The organism is Motilimonas sp. E26 (assembly GCF_021278025.1).
GTDB lineage: Bacteria > Pseudomonadota > Gammaproteobacteria > Enterobacterales > CBDFNC01 > Motilimonas.
This window is the reverse complement of the sequence record NZ_JAIBHJ010000031.1, coordinates 1-18,835: the sequence shown is the minus strand read 5'-3', so window position 1 is coordinate 18,835 and position 18,835 is coordinate 1. Positions and strand designations below refer to the sequence as shown.

Genomic DNA, 18,835 nt, shown 5'->3' with positions numbered 1-18,835 from the left:
CTTACTTTGTTAAGTCCTGCTCTCTCTGGTGAAGTAGCTAAGCTATTTCTTCAACTTCGACTCTTAAATCACTGGATAGCCTTTCAAGCTCTTCCACCAGAAATTCAGTGCCCATATCCACTGGCACCATCAAGCTAAGCTCAGCAATGAATACTGTTGTACCTAAGCCTATAACGCCGAAGCGATGGTTTTCCATGTGTTCAATGGCGACCCCTTTACTGTCTAAAAAATGCGCTATATCGCTAATAATCCCAGGTCTATCATTAGCTTCAATTTTTAGATTAAGCTGCGCGCATTCAGTGATAGTCACTAGTTTCACATCAGAAGTGCTGACGTGAAAATTAGGAATACTGTTAAAATCTGCCTTTAACGCGGATAAATTTTCATTGGGTATATCAATTTTTATGATGCCTGCTATCTGGCCTTCAAGGCGGCTTATCTTGCTATCTAGCCAGCGACCTTCGAGTGCGTGAGTTTTTCCTGCTAGCAACTTGAGTAAATCGGGACGATCTTCGCCGGCAATTGTGGCCATAAATTGTGTATTCATCATTTCCCCCTTCGGGCTAGAAGTATAAAAACAACTACTACTTTTTGGTTAGTTGATGTATCAACAGTAGCAATTATTTCATCGGCAGTTCGTGATCTTCTTCACTTAACCCATTGATGAAAAAGAATTAACTGAGGCTGATTTAATTATAGTCGATATCTTTACGATTAATCCTTTTGCTCGCTTTCTATCGAATAGATAAATTTTATTTTTATATTTCAACATGTTGAATTTGTTAATTTGGTGTTTATTTGTGTCAATTTCGTTAACTAGCTTTGGTTGAGAGGATTTTCGATGCTAGATCTGAATAAGGGGTTACAGCGAGGACTTAATTATGGGCAAGATGACATCAACGAAAATAACCTATTGGCTCGTCGCAGTTTGTTGCTACCTGCCAATTTTTACGCTAGCTGAAAATGGGCAGCTAAAAACCATTCCGATCCAAGCTCAAATGCTTTCGGGTAATCGACTTGGCACCGATGTGAAGCAAGAGGTGATGGTTTATTTACCTCCGTCTTACCGAGCTAAACACACTAAAATATACCCTGTGATGTACTGGCTACTCGATTTTAATCAGAGTATTTATGAGTTGAGAAAAATTCAACCCGTACTGGATAAGTGGTTCAGCCAAAGTAACCACAGTGAGTTTGTATTAGTCGCGGTGTCGGGGACGAATGATTTCGGAGGGAGCTTTTATCTTAATTCAAGTTTAACGGGGGACTGGCAAGACTACCTTCTGTTCGACTTACAAGCTCAGGTGCAAAGACAAATCAGGGTAAGTCACTCACCGAATGAAGCGGCATGGCTTGGCTTCGGAATGGGTGGGTTGGCGGTACTGAATTTGGGGCTACAGTTTCCCTCTAATGTTCAGCACTTCGCTGCATTTAGCCCTATGGTGTTGCAAAATAAGCAGCTAAAGCAATCGATTTCGCGTATTCCTAGGCCTATCCTCAATGCTTATTCCGCTGCAGTTAGCCCAGTAGAGGGTGAGCTATACGGACAAATACCACAATTCACCGATACGGAAGAAGATGTGTCAATGCAGCAGGCTTGGTATACAGGCATGGGGGATTGGAACAACAAACTTGCCATCTATTTTCGAGAGTATCCGCAGTCCGACATATTTTTGGCTTGTGGGGGCAGTGTCGCGGCTGACTTTAGTCAGGGCTGTGAAGGGCTACATCAACTATTTAATGAGCATTATTTAGCACATGATTTTGAGAATGCGACGGCTAGTTGGCAAACACAGATGGAGCAAGTGGCGTTGCCTTGGCTACAACGTAATTTAGGGCGCTAATTAACTCGAACCTTAGTTAGCTAAATGAATTTATGCTTGCTGCATAAATGTTTCTATACGTTTCCTGTTTACCCTCCTGAAAATGACCTTTTGCCGTACAGCATACTTTATTTGGCTACGATAGACGGAAACGGATCTCTGGCTCATTAAGCTTTTAGACTGATTTTGGCCATCTTAGTAATAAAATTGTCATATAACTTGAAAAAAATAAATTTGGGAATATAATCCCAAATATGAATGAAATACGTGAAATAGCCCTTAAAAAGGCACTACTAATGATCCTGAGACCACTGGTGCGCATTCTACTGCGTAACGGTGTCGTGTTTAGTGTTTTCAGTGAGTTAGTAAAAAAGGTTTATGTAGACGTTGCGTTTGATGAGCATGGTGAAAGTGGTAAAAAGCAAACGATCTCTCGTGTCGCTGCTCTCACTGGTTTAACGCGTAAAGAAACTAAACGTCTGCATGATCTCAAGCAACCATTAAATAATGTTACTGGGAATAAGTATAATCGGGCCTCCCGGGTTATTAGTGGTTGGTTGAATGACGCTGAGTTTTCAGATGCACCTTTACACCCTTCTATCCTGTCAGTTGAAGGTGACAGAGGTTCATTTGCCGCACTCGTTAAGCGATATAGTGGTGATATCCCCACCAAAGCTATGTTGGATGTGCTTAACGCGGCGGGCAACGTTGTTATTTCAGAACGCGGTGTTATGTTGGTACAGCACGCCTTTGTCCCGCAAGCAGATGAAATAGCAAAATTGTCAATTCTTGGCGCGGATACCGCTGAGCTGATCAGCACCTTAAATCACAACCTTGTTTGTGATGCTGATCAGCTCTGGTTCCAAAGAAAAGTATCGAATTCATTAATTCAGGCTAAAGATCTGCCTCTGTTCCAAGCGTATGCCGCTGAGCATTCTCAAGCATTGTTAGAACAATTTAACCTGTGGCTCGGCGAACAGGAAATCCCAGAAGGTGAAGATGAATCAGATTGTCATTATGTCAGTCTGGGAATTTATTATTACCAGAATAAATTAGGAAATCAGGATGATGAAGTTAAGTAACCTGGCGGTTGGTTTAGGTGCCCTAGTGATAGGGTCAACACTCGTGGCTTGTGGTGGTGGTTCGACAGCGAATCGTGGCGGTGGCATTGGCGGTACGGGGGTTGCGTTAAGTAATAACTATTCAGGCGTTATCAGCGGCTTTGGTAGTATCTACGTAAATGGTGTCAGATTTAACACCGATAACAGCCAGTTCTTTGTCAATGGCAAATTAGTGAATGAATCAGCGCTTGCCATGGGTATGCTAGTTCGTGTTGAAGGCGATGCCGAAGGCGAATCGGGCACGGCCAATAAAGTCTATTTTGATGCGGGTATTAAAGGCCCTGTTAGTGGCAACATCCAGATAGTAGGACGTAATCAAATCATGATCCCAGTGATGGGAGTGACCGCTGTTGTTGACAGCCAGGCAACGGAATTTGCAGAGGTGACATTTGAACAGTTGCAACAAAACGCCGATTTACTTAAACCCGGCAGCATGCTTGAGCTAAGTGGTTTCTATAATGCACAAGGCCAATTCCAAGTGAGTTATTTTGAGCTTGAAACTGCCCCTTTTGTTGCCAATGTGTCTGAAGTTCAAATGATCGGTAATGTGACAAACCTAAGCGATACTCAGTTCTCCTTAGTTGTCAGTGATGGCGTGGCTCCATTCACAATCAGTCTAGCGACCGCCAACTTTGATGGGGAGCTTGCTGAAGGTGAGCGAGTGAAAGTGGAAGGGACGCTAAATACGATTGATAGCCAAGATATTTTAGCTTTAGAAATTGATTCTTTAACACCTTCAGAGCAACAGGAAGTTGAGCTACAAGGCTTAATTTCAGCGTTAGACAGTCAAACTAGTTTTACTTTAAATGGTATAACGGTTGATGCCAGTGCCGTTCAGCTTGAATCTGAGTTAAGTGTGGATTTGTTAGTTGAAGTTGAAGGTGTGATGGTAAACAAAGTGCTAGTGGCTGAATCCATTGAGGTGTTACGTCGCAAAGATGAGCAAGAGGTGAGTCTGTCAACACGGGTTGAAAGTGTAGATCTTGACGCTCAAACGCTCAGCTTATCTGCCTTTGGTCAGCCGATTAGTGTCGTTGTTAATAAGCGTACCAAATGGGACGATGATCGTGACGATGTACGTCGCTTTAACCTAGAAGATATTGCGGTAGGTGATTATCTTGAACTCGATTTATTTGAATCTGACTCGCAATGGGTTGCCGAAGAGGTGGAGCGGGAAGAAAGTGAAGCCGATGTGATGCTTGAAGTTGAGTTAGCATCAGCTCATTTAGATGCTGCTAATCAACAAGTCAATGTCGCTGGTTTCACTCTTAGTTTGACCGCTGAAACCGATATTGAAGGTGGTATGTCTGTGGCTGATTTTTTCACCAAGGCAGCACAGCTTGATGAGGTGGTACTTATTGATACTAATGGCGATCAGCAAATAGACAAGATTTTACTCGACGATTAGTTCCATACCCTTGAATCACTGTCTACTCAGTGTTTGTTTGGCGAGCCTCGGCTCGCCTTTTTTTACCTCATGGCTTCACTAATGGTCATTAGTACTGGCGGTTATGCACCGCATACAGTGCACCAATTAAGTCAGATTGAGTGATGATGCCACATAACTTTTGCTGCGCATCAAGTACCGGAATATGGTGCAAGCCTATGTCTGATAGCAGAGGAACCAGAGCCACAATATGATCACTATCTTTGACCACAGTTACGTTCGTCACCATTAAGTCTTGCACCCGATTTTGAATTTCATCGTTATGTTTACGCTTAATTAATAGCGCATTTAAATGACGCAACAGGCCCGCGTAGCTGGGTACAGTTAGCTGCTTTAAAAAATCGGTACTGGAAATGACTCCTAGCAATTCTTGTTCTGAATTTATTACTGGCAACATACTAATTTTATGTTTTTGTAGTAATTTCCATGCAGTGCCTAAAGAAGCGTCTTGGTTTATGGTGATTAAATCTTGCGACATGATATCGCGACTTAGTATTTCCCCGCAGCGCTTTTGGTATGCATGCAGTTGAGCTTGTTGATAAATCTGTTCTAAATCCTGCTCACTAATATCGACAACAGAATTAAAGCTGTTAATGGCATGCAATAAGTCGTCAGTTTGCAGGCCTAATCGTTTAAGTGGAGTATGATCTTGATGTAAGTGTATGGGGTCATATTGCTTCACTAACTTAGCGGAGGCGCGCTGTAAAACGAAGCGATTAAGCAATATGCTCACCGCAGAAAATACTACTAAGTTAATTGCCACTGATGTAATAATGGTGTAATTAACTCCACCACTTTGACTGGCGATCACCGGCACTAGCGCGGTGGCGGCCGCAGGCGGATGGATGCACTGAAAAATGTACATCAGCATCAATATTGCCGCTACCGTGAATCCTGCCATCAGAGCAAAATCATGCACAACATACGTCATCCCAAGCCCGACCAAACAGGCAAGGCTATGGCTTGCCATAAAATTCCAGGTTTTGGCCAACGGACTGCTGGGCAAAGCAAAAATAATGACCGCCGATGCCCCCATTGAAGCTAATAGTACTGTGGTAGCTTGGGGATTTTGAAGCGATAAGCTAACCCAAGTGACCAAAAACAAGGTAATAAATGCAGCAATAGCCACTTTTACACGCTCTAGCAGTGGAATACCTATTGTGCTTTGGCTGTCTTTAGGCTGGATACCCAACTGTGCTAGTAAACGGAAAAACCATTTTTGACCATGGGGGAGTTGTGATGGCATATATTTAGTATCAATCATGGCAACAAGAAAGGCAGCATAATGGATCTTTGATCTCGCTACCAATAATGAGGCCCTAATTATCCTTTCTAATAACAATCTCTCGAATTAGATAATGGTAACTTACATCGATTAGCAAAAAAATTGGGACTGAAGTAGTGAATGTTTGCCCCATGGATGCGCCAACGTTGGTTGTGTGTTTTTCGAGTCAGTTATACCCAATTAACTTGAAGATGCATGTTTCAGAGCGCCGCTCCCAAAGGGCAAGTTTTACAGGCGTTTATGCTGCGTTATTGATTTTGATAAGGGGAAAGCCATTACTTGCAATCAATGCCTTGTCTAAACGCGTGTAAAATCTTGCTGAAATCAAGCATCTCCAGATTGATTGGGTATAATTGCCTTACATCATCGACACTGTCTGCGGTATTGGTTATTTTGTACTATGAATCATTGCTCTATTATTTATTTGTCATGCTTGCTTGCGATGATCACTTAAATTTTAATTATTGAATGTAAGGGCGGGCAATGAAAAATACTTTGTTACAAAAGCTAGGCTTTGGGCTAGAAGATCGTGTGGTGTTGTTTCATTGTGACGATATCGGCATGAATCTAGGAAGCGTGCAGGCTTATCAAGATTTAAAAGATTTTGGCTTGGCCCGATCGGGCTCTGTGATGGTGAATTGCCCGTGGTTTTTATCGGCAGCAAACTTAGCCAAATCGCAATCTGATGCAGACTTAGGTGTTCACCTGATGCTAACGTCAGAATGGCAAGAATACCGCTGGCGTCCATTGACTAATCCTACGCCAGAATCGGGCCTAGTCGATGCTGAAGGCTTTTTTCATCGTAGTGAGTATACTTGCTGGTCGCTGGCGCAGGCTGAAGCTGTTGAGCAGGAAGTGGTGGCACAAGTAGAAGCCGCACTGCGAGTAGGCATGCCTATTTCTCATTTAGACTCGCATATGTTTGCGATGTTATCAGCGAAAACCTTGCCGATATTTTATCGTGTGGCTCAGCGTTATAACTTACCTATGATGGCCTTACATTCGGATTATCTTAATAGGGTTGAGCCCTTTATCAAACATACACAAATGCAACGTAGCGAAACCCCTCTGGTTCCAGAATGGCCTGATGTCCTAGCAACGACGTGGGAGATGGAGCAAGCAGATACTCCCTTGTTTGATAACTGGTGTAGCCTGCCTTACAAACATGCGGATGATCGCGTGGGGCACATTAAACACTTGTTAACAGAGTTACCTGCAGGCGTCAGTTTCTTTATGTTACATCCTTCTCTTGATACCCCTGAGTTGCGTGCTATTTGCCCTGGCGCTGATTGGCAAATACGGGTGGCAGATTATCATGCAATGCTCAGCAAAGAATTACAGGCATTTATTAAGCGGCAAGGCATTCACCTGATTTCATTTAAAGATATTCAAGCCTTACTCTCACATAAAGGGTCACATTTTACCTAAGCTGGCTAATAGGCGTTCCATCGCACGATAATTTAATGCTTCAGTGAGATGAGATCGGCTAATCTTCGGATCATCTGCCAAATCCGCAATACTACGTGCAACCTTGATAATACTGTGCCAAGCACGAACCGACAGGCCAAGCCTTTCGATGGCATTTTCTAAAAACTCACTGTCACCAGCAGTTAACGGACAAAACTGTTTGATTTCGGCCGCGGTTAAATGCGCATTAAGCTTATCTTGTCGAGCGAGTTGTCTATCGCGACTGGCTATCACCCGTGCTTTAATGACGGCACTGTTTTCTCCTTCTTGGCTTGGCTTACTTAAACTCCCTTTAGGTAAAGCAGGGATCATCACCGAAATATCGAAGCGGTCGAGAAAAGGGCCTGATAAGCGTTGTAAATATCGCTGAACTTGATCGGGAGTGCTTCGACTCAGCTCACCTTGATGAAAGCCACATGGACTCGGGTTCATCGCTGCAATAAGTTGGAATTTAGCTGGAAAATTTAACCTAGCGGTGGCGCGTGAAATAGTGATTTGCTGACTTTCCATCGGTTCGCGCAAATTGTCTAAAATAACACGGGAAAATTCTGGCAGCTCGTCTAAAAAAAGTACCCCATTATGACTTAAGCTTATCTCGCCCGGTTTTGGCTTACCGCCGCCGCCAACTAAAGCCGCCGCTGACGCACTGTGATGAGGCTGGCGAAAAGGCCGAGTTTGCCAAGGCAAATCAGGTAAATCACTAATTGAATAAATCGCTGCTGTTTCAAGGGCCTCAGCTTCGCTTAGTGTTGGCATGATGCCTAGAATACGACTGGCTAGCATGGTTTTCCCCGTGCCTGGTGGACCGATCAAAAGCAGGTGATGACCCGCACTCGCAGCAATTTCAAGGGCGCGCTTGCCTTGATATTGCCCAATAATATCAATCAAATCGGCACACTTGGTGCTCTCTTGTGATGGTTGATGTGGTGGCGCATGGTCGAGTTGCTCTTGTCCCGCGAGAAAGCGGCACACTTGTAATAAATTATTAGCAATTTTATGTTCGCCACTGACACAACTGACTTGGGGCGCATTGGCTGTTGGTAACACTAAGGTTCGTTTCGCGTCCCGCGCCGCCATGGCCACGGGGATCATACCTCGGCAAGAGCGAAGCTCGCCTGATAATGCCAATTCGCCAAAAAACTCATACTTGCTTAGCTGCTGCGCAGGGATCTGCCCTGAAGCTGCTAAAATGCCTAATGCAATCGCCAAATCAAATTGACCGCCATTTTTGGGTAAGTCAGCGGGTGCAAGGTTTACCGTTAATCGCGAACTGGGAAATTCAAATTGTGAATTCTGAATGGCGCTTCGAACCCGCTCCTTGGCTTCTTTAACGCTGGCTTCGGGCAGGCCGACCAAATTAAAGGCGGGTAAACCTCGGCCTAAATGCACTTCTACCATCACTTCTGGCGCATCAATCCCGAGTAAGCTGCGACAATATACAATAGCAAGTGACATGACGGCTCCTTGTTCAGTGCGATACCCAATCAACTAGAAGGTACATGTTTCAGAGCGCCACCGTGTTTTCAATAGTTGGTGCGCTGGCAAAGGGCAAGCTTTACTGGCATTTATGCTGTGTGATTGACTTTGAATAAGGGAAGGTCATTAGCTGCAATCAATGCCTTGCCTAAACGCATGTAAACTCTTGTTGAAATAAAGCTGTTCCTCGTTGACTGGGTATAAGTATTAGCCAGATATCTGGCATCGCAAAATTAATGGAAATTTTTTTAGTTATTTTAGCTTTGAGTCAGATCGGGTAGATTGGAAATTTGCCTTGTCTATATATTGCATATTTAATCAATACTGGTCTATTGTTCTGTGTATTTTAATTATGTCTGGATCTTGTATAGGTTTGCTGAACCAAAAAAACAATTTACAGGTAAAAACCACCTTTGTACTGTGTTGATGCTCTAGGGCATTTATGGTAGTTATGTAGGCAGTTTTTGTATTAATTCGTGACTGAGTGCTCAATGTTTAAAATAGTTAGCCTGATTATTCTGGTCCTAGTGGTGGTCATTCAACCATCGCTCGGGGGAATGTTGGCTAAGATAAAATAACTCAGACAAACATTTTAAACCCCCGCACCTTAACTGGTTCGGGGGTTTTTTTTTGACTTAGGATGTGTGGTTATGAACGGTGCCCATTTTGTGGTTAAGGCATTACAACAGCAAGGCGTGAAGCAAGTGTTTGGTTACCCTGGCGGGGCCATCATGCCGGTGTATGATGCATTGTATGATTGTGGTGTAGACCACTTGTTATGTCGCCATGAGCAAGGTGCGGCAATGGCTGCGATTGGTTATGCACGCTCAACGGGTGGCGTGGGGGTCTGCATTGCTACTTCTGGCCCTGGTGCCACTAACTTGATCACCGGTCTTGCTGATGCGTTGTTAGATTCAGTGCCTATTGTGGCGATTACCGGTCAGGTGGCCTCACCATTAATTGGCACCGATGCGTTCCAAGAAGTTGATGTGTTAGGCATGTCCCTTTCTTGTACTAAACACAGCTTTATGGTGCAGCGCGCGGAAGATTTAGGTTCAGTGATAGCGCAAGCGTTTGAAGTGGCACGCTCTGGTCGTCCCGGTCCGGTGTTGGTCGATATTCCTAAAGATATTCAATTAGCCGCCATTGAGCATGCCTGTATTACTCACGAAGTGTCTGAGCCAAATTCACCTGAACTAACAGATATTACCGCTGCGCGTGAATTGCTTAGTCAAGCAAAAAAACCGCTGTTATATGTAGGTGGTGGCGTCACATTAGCTCACGCCGAAGCCGAACTGCGCGACTTTTTAGCGAAAACCAAAATGCCGAGTATGACCACGTTAAAAGGCATTGGCACCATCGCACCCGATCAGTACGCTTTCTTAGGCATGGTGGGGATGCATGGCACTAAAGCTGCTAACTTTGCGGTACAAGAAGCAGACTTATTAGTGGTGGCAGGCGCGCGCTTTGATGACCGCGTGACAGGTAAACTGGATGAGTTTGCGGTGAATGCCAAAGTTATTCACCTTGATATTGATGCTGCTGAACTGGGTAAATTGCGCAAAGCTGACGTTGCAATTGCAGCAGATTTAAAACAAGTATTACCGCAGCTAGCGATGCCGTTGGATATTGACGACTGGCAACAACACACTATTGCCATGAGGCAAGAATATCACTGGCGTTACGATCATCCCGGTGAAGCTATTTATGCACCGCTGCTATTAAAACAGCTGTCAGATATGGCGCCAAAAAATACCGTAGTCGCTTGTGATGTGGGCCAACATCAAATGTGGGTGGCGCAGCACATCGAATTTGATAGTCCGCGAGATCACCTTTCAAGCTCAGGGTTAGGCACTATGGGCTTTGGTGTGCCAGCCGCCGTTGGCGCGCAAGTAGCACGTCCACACGATACCGTTATTGCAGTGTCGGGTGATGGCTCATTTATGATGAATGTACAAGAGCTTGGCACCATCAAGCGCCGCAAACTGCCAGTGAAAATTCTACTGATAGATAACCAGCGTTTAGGCATGGTACGCCAATGGCAGCAGTTGTTCTTTGAAGGTCGCTACAGCGAAACTATTTTGACCGATAACCCAGATTTTGTTGCTTTAGCGGCCGCGTTTGATATTCCGGGTGAAACTATCGTCGTTAAAGAGCAAGTGCAGCCAGCACTTGAGCGCATGCTAAACAGTAAAGGGGCGTACATCTTACATGTCGCCATCAGTGAAGAAGAGAACGTTTGGCCATTAGTGCCACCGGGTGCAGCCAACGATAAAATGATGGAGGAATGCTAATTATGTTACATCACCTAACGGTTACGGCTCAGCATAGCCCTGAATTATTAGAGCGTGTATTACGCGTGATGCGCCACCGCGGTTTTAGCGTGCAAACCATGCAAATGAATTTAGACAGCGAATTACAACAAGTTGAACTTCAGGTTGCACTAGAGAGTGAACGTGCCATTGCCTTGCTGACCGCGCAACTGAGCAAATTGATTGGCGTGACTTCAGTCGCGGTTAGTGAACGGGCGGTGGAGCCAAAATTAGCCGTGGTTTAACTCAGCGTTATCCCTTAAACCTTTCAAAACCGCAGGTTTTGAAAAACAAGACAAAATAGCCCAGTTAGATTATGTTAGGGCGCATAACCCAAGCGATTGATTAACATCAGCGCTTGGTAAACTTATTTAAAACTGAATGTGAGAGAGAATTGTTATGCCTAAGTATCGTAGTGCAACGTCAACTCATGGACGTAATATGGCCGGCGCAAGAGCCCTTTGGCGTGCCACCGGGGTAAAAGATGATGATTTTGGTAAACCAATTATCGCTATTGCCAACTCTTTCACACAGTTTGTACCGGGCCATGTGCACTTAAAAGACATGGGTCAGTTAGTTGCCAGAGCCGTTGAAGAAGCGGGCGGTATCGCCAAAGAATTTAATACCATCGCCGTCGATGATGGTATCGCCATGGGTCACGACGGTATGCTATACAGCTTGCCATCACGTGAGCTAATTGCTGACTCGGTGGAATACATGGTTAACGCCCATTGTGCTGATGCTATCGTATGTATTTCAAACTGTGACAAGATCACCCCGGGCATGCTAATGGCGTCAATGCGCCTAAACGTGCCAGTGATTTTTGTTTCAGGTGGGCCAATGGAAGCGGGTAAAACCAAGCTTTCCGATCAAATCATCAAGCTCGATTTAGTGGACGCCATGATCAAAGGCGCCGATCCTACTGTGTCTGACTCAGAAAGTGAGCAAGTAGAGCGCAGCGCGTGTCCAACTTGTGGCTCATGCTCTGGTATGTTCACCGCCAACTCAATGAACTGTTTAACCGAAGCGTTAGGTTTAGCGCAGCCGGGTAATGGTTCGATGCTGGCAACGCATGCTGATCGTGAAGCCTTGTTTATTAATGCCGGTAAACGTATTGTTGAAATCACTCGTCGCCACTACGAGCAAGATGATGACTCAGTATTGCCACGTAACATTGCTTGTCGCGCGGCATTTGAAAATGCCATGGCACTCGACATTGCCATGGGTGGTTCAACCAACACTATCTTGCACTTGCTAGCAGCTGTGCAAGAAGGCGACATTGATTTTGATATGGCCGACATGGACGAAATGTCACGCCGTATTCCTCAGTTGTGTAAAGTGGCGCCATCAACCCCGCTTTATCACATGGAAGACGTGCATCGCGCTGGTGGTGTAATGGCTATTTTAGGTGAGCTTGATCGCGCAGGTTTACTTAACAACCAAGTGACTACTGTATTGGGCACCACCATGGCGGAGCAGCTTGCTCAGTACGACATCATGCAAACCCAAGATGAGGACGTGAAAAAGTTCTACCGTGCTGGCCCTGCTGGTATTCGCACCACTAAAGCATTCAGTCAAGACTGTCGCTGGGATACGTTAGATACTGATCGCGTAAGCGGTTGTATTCGCTCAATCGAAAATGCATTTAGCCTAGAAGGCGGCCTAGCGGTATTAACCGGTAACCTAGCCGTTGATGGTTGTGTGGTGAAAACAGCTGGTGTGACCGATGACAACTTTACTTTCCGTGGCCCAGCTAAAGTGTTCGAAAGCCAAGACACGGCTGTAAAAGGTATTCTAGGTGGTGAAGTCGTGGCGGGCGAAGTGGTTGTTATTCGCTATGAAGGCCCGAAAGGCGGACCGGGCATGCAAGAAATGCTGTACCCCACCACTTACCTTAAATCCATGGGCTTAGGCGCAAAATGTGCCTTGATCACCGATGGTCGTTTCTCTGGTGGTACTTCAGGTTTATCTATCGGTCACGTGTCGCCAGAAGCGGCATCGGGCGGTGAGATTGCGCTAGTGCAAGATGGCGATATCATTGATATCAATATTCCAACTCGCTCGATCATCCTTGATGTCCCTGCTGATGAGCTAGCGGCGCGCCGCGTTGCAATGGAAGCCAAAGGTAAAGATGCATGGAAGCCGGGTGAGCGTCCACGTAAGGTGTCATTATCGCTAAAAATTTACGGTGCTAACGCTCTGTCTGCTGACAAGGGTGCCGTGCGCGATAAATCTAAGTTTGAGTAACGTCAACGTAGAATATCGCTAGTTTGACGCCATGTTGAGCTGAAAGGGCTTTGCATGGCTGAAACAGCGTAATAATATCAATGTTATGCTCGAATAAAGGTCGCTTGCGGCCTTTTTCTGTTTTAGATGGTTTGAATTAAGAGGTTGAAATGACAGAGCAAGAATTTACCGCGGCGGATTATTTGAAAAAAATCCTATTGGCGCCTGTTTATGAGGCGGCCGTTGAAACGTCACTGCAGCCACTTAAAAAACTGAGCGCACGTATTAGCAATCAAGTATTGTTAAAGCGTGAAGATCAACAGCCAGTGCATTCGTTTAAACTGCGCGGCGCTTATAACAAATTAGCCTCGTTATCCGATGCGCAAAAAGCGCAAGGCGTGGTTGCGGCTTCAGCGGGTAATCATGCTCAAGGCGTGGCGATGTCAGCATCGAAAATGGGCATCAAAGCCATTATTGTGATGCCACAAACCACCCCTGATATTAAAGTTTCCTCGGTGCGTGAACTCGGCGCGCAAGTCGAGCTGGTGGGCAACAGTTTTGATGAAGCCAGCCAACACGCCAAACAGCTTTCGGCTAATCAAGGCTACACCTTGATCCCCCCGTTTGATGATGCCGATATCATTGCTGGCCAAGGCACGGTTGGTAAAGAGTTGCTACAGCAAGATACCCACTTAACCCATATTTTTGTCCCCGTTGGCGGCGGCGGTTTAGCAGCAGGCGTTGCCGTGTATGTTAAGCAGTTAATGCCGCACGTTAAAGTGATCGGTGTTGAATCACAAGACTCCGCCTGTTTAAAAATTGCTTTAGAAACCGGCGAGCCCACGGCATTGGAAAAAGTCGGCTTATTTGCCGATGGCGTGGCGGTAAAAACCATTGGCACCGAAACTTTTCGTTTATGCCAGCACTATTTAGATGAAGTGATCACCGTCAGCACCGACGAAATCTGCGCTGCAGTGAAAGACGTTTATGAAGATACCCGTGCTATTTCTGAGCCATCTGGCGCCCTTTCATTAGCGGGCTTAAAGCGTTATGTGCATGATCATCAGTTATCTGGGCAGCGCATGGCGGCGATTTTAAGTGGCGCTAACATGAACTTTCACAGCTTGCGTTATGTGTCTGAGCGCTGTGAGTTGGGTGAGCAAAAAGAAGGGGTGCTAGCGGTTACTATCCCTGAGCATAAAGGGGCTTTCTTAGACTTCATCAACATGCTCGGCGGTCGTGCCATCACCGAATTTAACTACCGTTATGCCAGTGATCAAGAAGCTAACATTTTTGTCGGCGTGCGCATTCCCGGCGGCTTTGATGAGCTGCACCAGTTGACCGATAATCTTCAACAAGCCAATTACCCAGTGGTGGACCTGTCGAATGATGAAATGGCCAAGCTACACGTGCGTTATATGGTTGGCGGCAGGCCTAATCGTGCCATTGAAGAACGCTTGTTTAGCTTTGAGTTTCCTGAGCAGCCGGGCGCGTTAATTAAGTTTTTGCAAACCTTAGGCACGCGCTGGAATATTACTTTATTCCACTATCGCAATCACGGCGCTGCTTATGGCCGCGTATTAGCTGGCTTTAGCTTGCCGGATAATGACAACGACGAGTTTACTCAGCATCTCGACAAGCTAGGTTATGAAGTAAAAGAAGAAACCCACAACCCAGCATATAAGCTGTTTTTGTCGCGCTAGGGGTGGTCTTAGCTAGGAGTAGGGGCCGAATTTATTCGGCGATATTGTGCGGGCTATTAAAGCAGAGAAGTTGAAGTAAAGTGGGAGAGTAATAATGATAAAGTTAACCCCTTCAAAGGATTGGTAGGTAGTGATAAAAATAATAACGCTTTTACTGCTTGCTTCGGCAAACTGCTTTGCCGGCACATTTGGTTATCAATCTGAGGATAAGGAGCCCAGTTTCGCCATCAGTGCTGATATGGTTAAGTTTGATGAAATTGAGGTCTATCCCGATGCAAGTAAATCTCAATATCAGCACCTTAATGAATTGATATTATGTGCAACGAATAAGGCGTTGGATGAATGTTACCCAGAAAAATCTGATGGCGTGATTAAAGGATACCGAGGCGATGATAGCTTCCTATTGGGGTTAAAAAGCCTCAGCGTTGATGGCTATATCAAATGGGGAAACAAGATTACCTATACCGTTCGTTACCGCTCAGGAAGGAGCGACCGAACCAAAAAAGGCTTAGTGAGTTTCAACTGTAGTGACGATAAATGTTATCCGTTGAACGCATTGAGTCACTGTTCCTACACCGGCTGTTCAACATCGAATTGGACTGTCCTTGCTACGATTACTTCTATTTATGATGATGGCACTGAGATAGTCGACGTTAATGCGTCTAAGAAGTTGAGCTCTTTTTGTGTGTTGTCTGAGCATAATGATATCTCAGTGCATATGGATATTGAAAAGCTACAGTCTGAGCTACCAGTTGCCTTACATTATCAAGATATTTTTAAGACAACCACTGCTTGTTTAAAAGACGGTGCTTGTAATGAAGCTGAGCAGATACCCAGATTATTGGGTCAAGACTATGCTACCCACCTTTATGCTGTTCATAAATTTGATAACGACGAGCATCAGTTCAGTGGTTTACTAAGTGCCGCGACCGTTTTTGATGTATTTAAGAGAAGCGATAACTGTGAGGCGGCATTAAGCTTAGAAGTGCTAAATGCACAAGTGATTGTGTCAAAATGTCAATTTGGTAATGAGCAATTTTTCTTGATCAATCAATACAAAGGTGATGTTTTTACATATGACTACGAAACAGAATATGTGGTGTATTTAATGGCGACGAAAGCATTCGCTGGTTTCGTTAAGAATGTGTTGAATGTGGCTCAAGTGCCGTATAAAAATAATGACTTTATTAATGAAGTGCCAAATTTACAATATAAGTAGCAAATTTGCTGTTCAAGTAAATTTAAGTATATTTTCTTTTGTTCATTGAGAGATTGCTCTAAAGCTTGTTCACTAACCACACTCAGCTCACGCTTTTGCGTATCTAAAGTCTCTTGTTGAAGGTTATACAATTTGGTGAACTCGCGATTTTGCGTTTCTAGCAACTGTTTCTGTAGCTGAATTGTAATTACAATCGCTATCAATGTAGCAAATGCAATAATTGGGGTGAAAATACCACCAAAGAAGCCTCCAGCATCCCCCTAATCTGATGGTCACTCAGATAGAGCGCCATCAAATACACTTCTATAAGCTAAAATACTAACGATAGTCCCTAGCACAATAAGCGCCACTAAAGATACGACTAAGCGTTCAAAATGCTTTATGTGATTTTCCACAAAATCTCCCAAAAATATAACGCCTCAATAACCGGAGAAGCTTTGCTGCGTCCAGGCTGAAGGTGCGTAGTTAATTGACTTGTAAGGATTTTTTACTCAATGCTTTGTATATATTTAAGTTCACCTAAAGCGGATTTATCCTCAGGGTTTAACTTTAAACACTCCTGGAACTTCACTTTCGCCTCACTTAATCTCCCAAGATCAATTAGAACAGATCCAGTTCCACGCTTTGCTCTTGATAATTCATCAAGTTTCACTTTATCTGGAGAAAAATTTTGTGCCAATTTTTCTGACTTTATAAAAGTAGCGAGAGCGAGTTCAAATTTTTTGTTTAACTGGTAGATATACGCTAATTCTGATAGATAGTAAGAATTAAGTGGAGACATTTCTACCGCTTTTTTTATATACTTTTCTCCATCGTTAATTTCCCCAATCTCTAAATTTGCATACCCCGTATAGTAAAACGCTTTAGCACAAGGAGTGTTTATTACTTTAGCATTTACCCCTTTAAATCCGGCAGTTAATAACAAATATGTAGTTCCAGTATTACTTCTTGAAACATATACAGTTTCATCAGAATCACTAAACTCAGCTTCACACTCAGTAGCTAATGCTTTTAAATGTTTATCAAGCGCTCCTGTATAATTACCTTTTAATATCATTCTATAAGCAGAATTCAATGATTCTTTCTTTGTTAGTTTTACAGCTTCATTAGCATTATTAATTTCTGGTTGTGAAGCACATCCATACATTAATAATGTTAAAAATATGAATATGACTCGCATACAGATTAAACTCCTAACGCCTCGCACTAGCGAATCCCCACAAAATATCTTCCGCTATCAAATATATAGAAACGCATCTCGTTGTGTGATCTAATTAATTTCGCCAAAAACAAACCAGATTACAACGAGATGCGTGAACTTAATATCATACACCAACAGCTACAAAATCAATGCCCTTTCATTCACAAAAAACGACTTCAATCCCTCATCGATTCTACCCAAGCATTGCTCCAAGGTGACCGCCTCACCCTTACTCAACTTGGCCGCTCCATGACGGTAAGACATCCGCTAAACATGCCATTAAGCGTGTTGATAGGTTGCTTGGCAATGCGCAGTTGCATCGCGAGCGCATCGATATTTATCGTTGGCATGCGCAGCTAACTTGCAGCCTCAACCCCTTTCCATTTGTCCTTATCGACTGGGCTGACGTGCGTGAACAGCTGCGAATGATGACATTACGTGCATCCATTGCCGTCAATGGTCGCAGTGTTGTTTTGTATGAACGTACCTTTGAATTCAAGCATTACAACTCTCCTCGCAGCCATCAACGTTTCTCGGATGAATTAAAACAAGTGACAACTATCCTGCCAGAGGGGGGAAGGGGCCAGCTGCACGCCCATTCTGATCACCGATGCCGGTTACCGAAATACCTGGTTTCGTCAAGTTGAAGCACTTGGTTAGTATTGGCTTGGCCGTTTACGCGGTGAGGTGGGTGTGAAACTAGCCAAGCAAGGCTGGCTATCGAATAAAAGCTTTTTTACCAAAGCGAATACACAGCCTCAGTATCACCGGCAAAGGGCCCTGCAGAAGCTCGAAAACCAAAGGAATAAACATAGGTATAATAAGCAATGAGTTCTTTGCTGCTCAAGGTCTGGTATCACTGAAGGACATTTGGATTACTATTCATTACGGAAGATGAACCGCCCATTGCGGACCCGCATGATGGGTGGTGTGGGGGCTGGAGGTTAGAAACCTCCGGCTACCCGATTATATTGCTTCTTGCAACACAACCTTATGATTAGCTTGATTTAGTGTAACACCAAAGCTGTTAAGATAAAGTAATTGACCATACTCATCCATATTATTGTCGCGACCAGTTTGTTGTAACCACTCTTGATAGAAAACGTCGAACTCAGAATCTTCGAAGTGCCTAATTCCCTGCGATAACACCCAAGAATTTTCTACATCATCAATGTCAGGTAAATCCACTGATTTTATACAAGTTCCAAATAGCTTTAGTAATATTACCAGTTCATCAAACGATTCTAGAGCTACTGTTTCTTGAAGCCCAATTCTTGCTTCAAGATCATTAAGGAATTCTGGTTTGATTGAATCAGATGCTACAAACGAAAAGTATATCAAGAGATGCTCACTCCATTAGCAATATAACGCCCGGCTCACCAAGCAAATTTTTGGTGGCGGCTTTTGTGCGTGTTTTGCACAAAAGGTGACAGCGGAAATTTGTCCGTTACAGCCGTTTGATAGTCATTGAGCCCCCGCCCGCACATCTCTAACCGAGGGATGCTTAAGGTGTCTAAACCGAACAGGAGAAAGCTCAATGAACTTTTATAATAAC

15 protein-coding genes and 1 pseudogene are annotated in these 18,835 nt (G+C 44.3%); 10 read left to right on the top strand and 6 right to left on the bottom strand.

Translation table 11 applies throughout. The annotated features are described in order from the left end of the window. Positions 1-37 precede the first annotated feature (37 nt). Entirely contained in the window at positions 38-550 is a 513-nt protein-coding gene (locus tag K1M91_RS18480; protein ID WP_232803741.1) for an ACT domain-containing protein, read from the bottom strand. A gap of 331 nt (positions 551-881) precedes the next feature. Between K1M91_RS18480 and K1M91_RS18475 the strand changes: the two genes are divergently transcribed. The 3 genes from K1M91_RS18475 to K1M91_RS18465 all read left to right on the top strand — a co-directional run bounded on the left by K1M91_RS18475 (position 882) and on the right by K1M91_RS18465 (position 4,352). Then, positions 882-1,844, top strand: a complete 963-nt coding sequence (locus K1M91_RS18475) for an alpha/beta hydrolase-fold protein (RefSeq protein ID WP_232803740.1) — start codon at positions 882-884, stop codon at positions 1,842-1,844. A gap of 233 nt (positions 1,845-2,077) precedes the next feature. After that, a complete protein-coding gene (locus tag K1M91_RS18470) occupies positions 2,078-2,905 on the top strand; it encodes a DUF6502 family protein (protein WP_232803739.1) in 828 nt (275 codons plus the stop codon). After that, positions 2,889-4,352: a DUF5666 domain-containing protein gene (locus tag K1M91_RS18465; protein WP_232803738.1), complete on the top strand. Its 1,464-nt coding sequence runs from the start codon at positions 2,889-2,891 to the stop codon at positions 4,350-4,352. Before K1M91_RS18470 ends, K1M91_RS18465 begins: the two co-directional genes overlap by 17 nt. 88 nt (positions 4,353-4,440) lie before the next feature. Here the strand turns inward: K1M91_RS18465 and K1M91_RS18460 are convergent, their stop codons facing one another. After that, positions 4,441-5,700: a CBS domain-containing protein gene (locus K1M91_RS18460; protein ID WP_232803737.1), complete on the bottom strand. Its 1,260-nt coding sequence runs from the start codon at positions 5,698-5,700 to the stop codon at positions 4,441-4,443. Between the two features lie 459 nt (positions 5,701-6,159). On the opposite strand from K1M91_RS18460, the gene K1M91_RS18455 reads away from it, so the two are divergent. Then, entirely contained in the window at positions 6,160-7,104 is a 945-nt protein-coding gene (locus tag K1M91_RS18455) for a ChbG/HpnK family deacetylase (protein WP_232803736.1), read from the top strand. Here K1M91_RS18455 and K1M91_RS18450 read toward each other — a convergent pair. After that, positions 7,090-8,598, bottom strand: a complete 1,509-nt coding sequence (locus K1M91_RS18450) for a YifB family Mg chelatase-like AAA ATPase (RefSeq protein ID WP_232803735.1) — start codon at positions 8,596-8,598, stop codon at positions 7,090-7,092. The two genes, K1M91_RS18455 and K1M91_RS18450, sit on opposite strands and share 15 nt — an antisense overlap. A 671-nt stretch (positions 8,599-9,269) precedes the next feature. Between K1M91_RS18450 and ilvG the strand changes: the two genes are divergently transcribed. The 5 genes from ilvG (at position 9,270) to K1M91_RS18425 (ending at position 16,079) form a co-directional block, all read left to right on the top strand. Next, positions 9,270-10,913 (top strand): acetolactate synthase 2 catalytic subunit, encoded by a 1,644-nt coding sequence (gene ilvG, locus K1M91_RS18445; protein WP_232803734.1) that lies wholly within the window; start codon positions 9,270-9,272, stop codon positions 10,911-10,913. Positions 10,914-10,915: 2 nt separating this feature from the next. Then, positions 10,916-11,176 carry an acetolactate synthase 2 small subunit gene (ilvM, locus tag K1M91_RS18440; protein ID WP_232803757.1) on the top strand — a complete coding sequence of 87 codons (261 nt, stop codon included), beginning with the start codon at positions 10,916-10,918 and terminating at the stop codon, positions 11,174-11,176. 154 nt (positions 11,177-11,330) lie between these two features. Further along, the gene (gene ilvD, locus K1M91_RS18435) at positions 11,331-13,178 is read left to right on the top strand and encodes a dihydroxy-acid dehydratase (RefSeq protein WP_232803733.1); all 1,848 of its coding nucleotides are present in this window, start codon (positions 11,331-11,333) and stop codon (positions 13,176-13,178) included. A gap of 149 nt (positions 13,179-13,327) precedes the next feature. Beyond that, a complete protein-coding gene (gene ilvA, locus K1M91_RS18430) occupies positions 13,328-14,860 on the top strand; it encodes a threonine ammonia-lyase, biosynthetic (RefSeq protein ID WP_232803732.1) in 1,533 nt (510 codons plus the stop codon). A gap of 130 nt (positions 14,861-14,990) precedes the next feature. Beyond that, entirely contained in the window at positions 14,991-16,079 is a 1,089-nt protein-coding gene (locus K1M91_RS18425; RefSeq protein WP_232803731.1) for a hypothetical protein, read from the top strand. 272 nt (positions 16,080-16,351) lie between these two features. Here the strand turns inward: K1M91_RS18425 and K1M91_RS21465 are convergent, their stop codons facing one another. Next, positions 16,352-16,474 carry a hypothetical protein gene (locus tag K1M91_RS21465; protein ID WP_282561188.1) on the bottom strand — a complete coding sequence of 41 codons (123 nt, stop codon included), beginning with the start codon at positions 16,472-16,474 and terminating at the stop codon, positions 16,352-16,354. A 92-nt stretch (positions 16,475-16,566) separates the two neighbouring features. Further along, positions 16,567-17,259, bottom strand: a complete 693-nt coding sequence (locus K1M91_RS18420) for a hypothetical protein (protein ID WP_232803730.1) — start codon at positions 17,257-17,259, stop codon at positions 16,567-16,569. Between the two features lie 129 nt (positions 17,260-17,388). Here K1M91_RS18420 and K1M91_RS18415 point away from each other — a divergent pair. Continuing rightward, positions 17,389-18,045, top strand: a pseudogene (locus K1M91_RS18415) (IS4 family transposase); the annotation flags it as partial. Positions 18,046-18,246: 201 nt separating this feature from the next. Here K1M91_RS18415 and K1M91_RS18410 read toward each other — a convergent pair. Beyond that, the gene (locus tag K1M91_RS18410; RefSeq protein ID WP_232803729.1) at positions 18,247-18,621 is read right to left on the bottom strand and encodes a hypothetical protein; all 375 of its coding nucleotides are present in this window, start codon (positions 18,619-18,621) and stop codon (positions 18,247-18,249) included. Positions 18,622-18,835 lie beyond the last annotated feature (214 nt).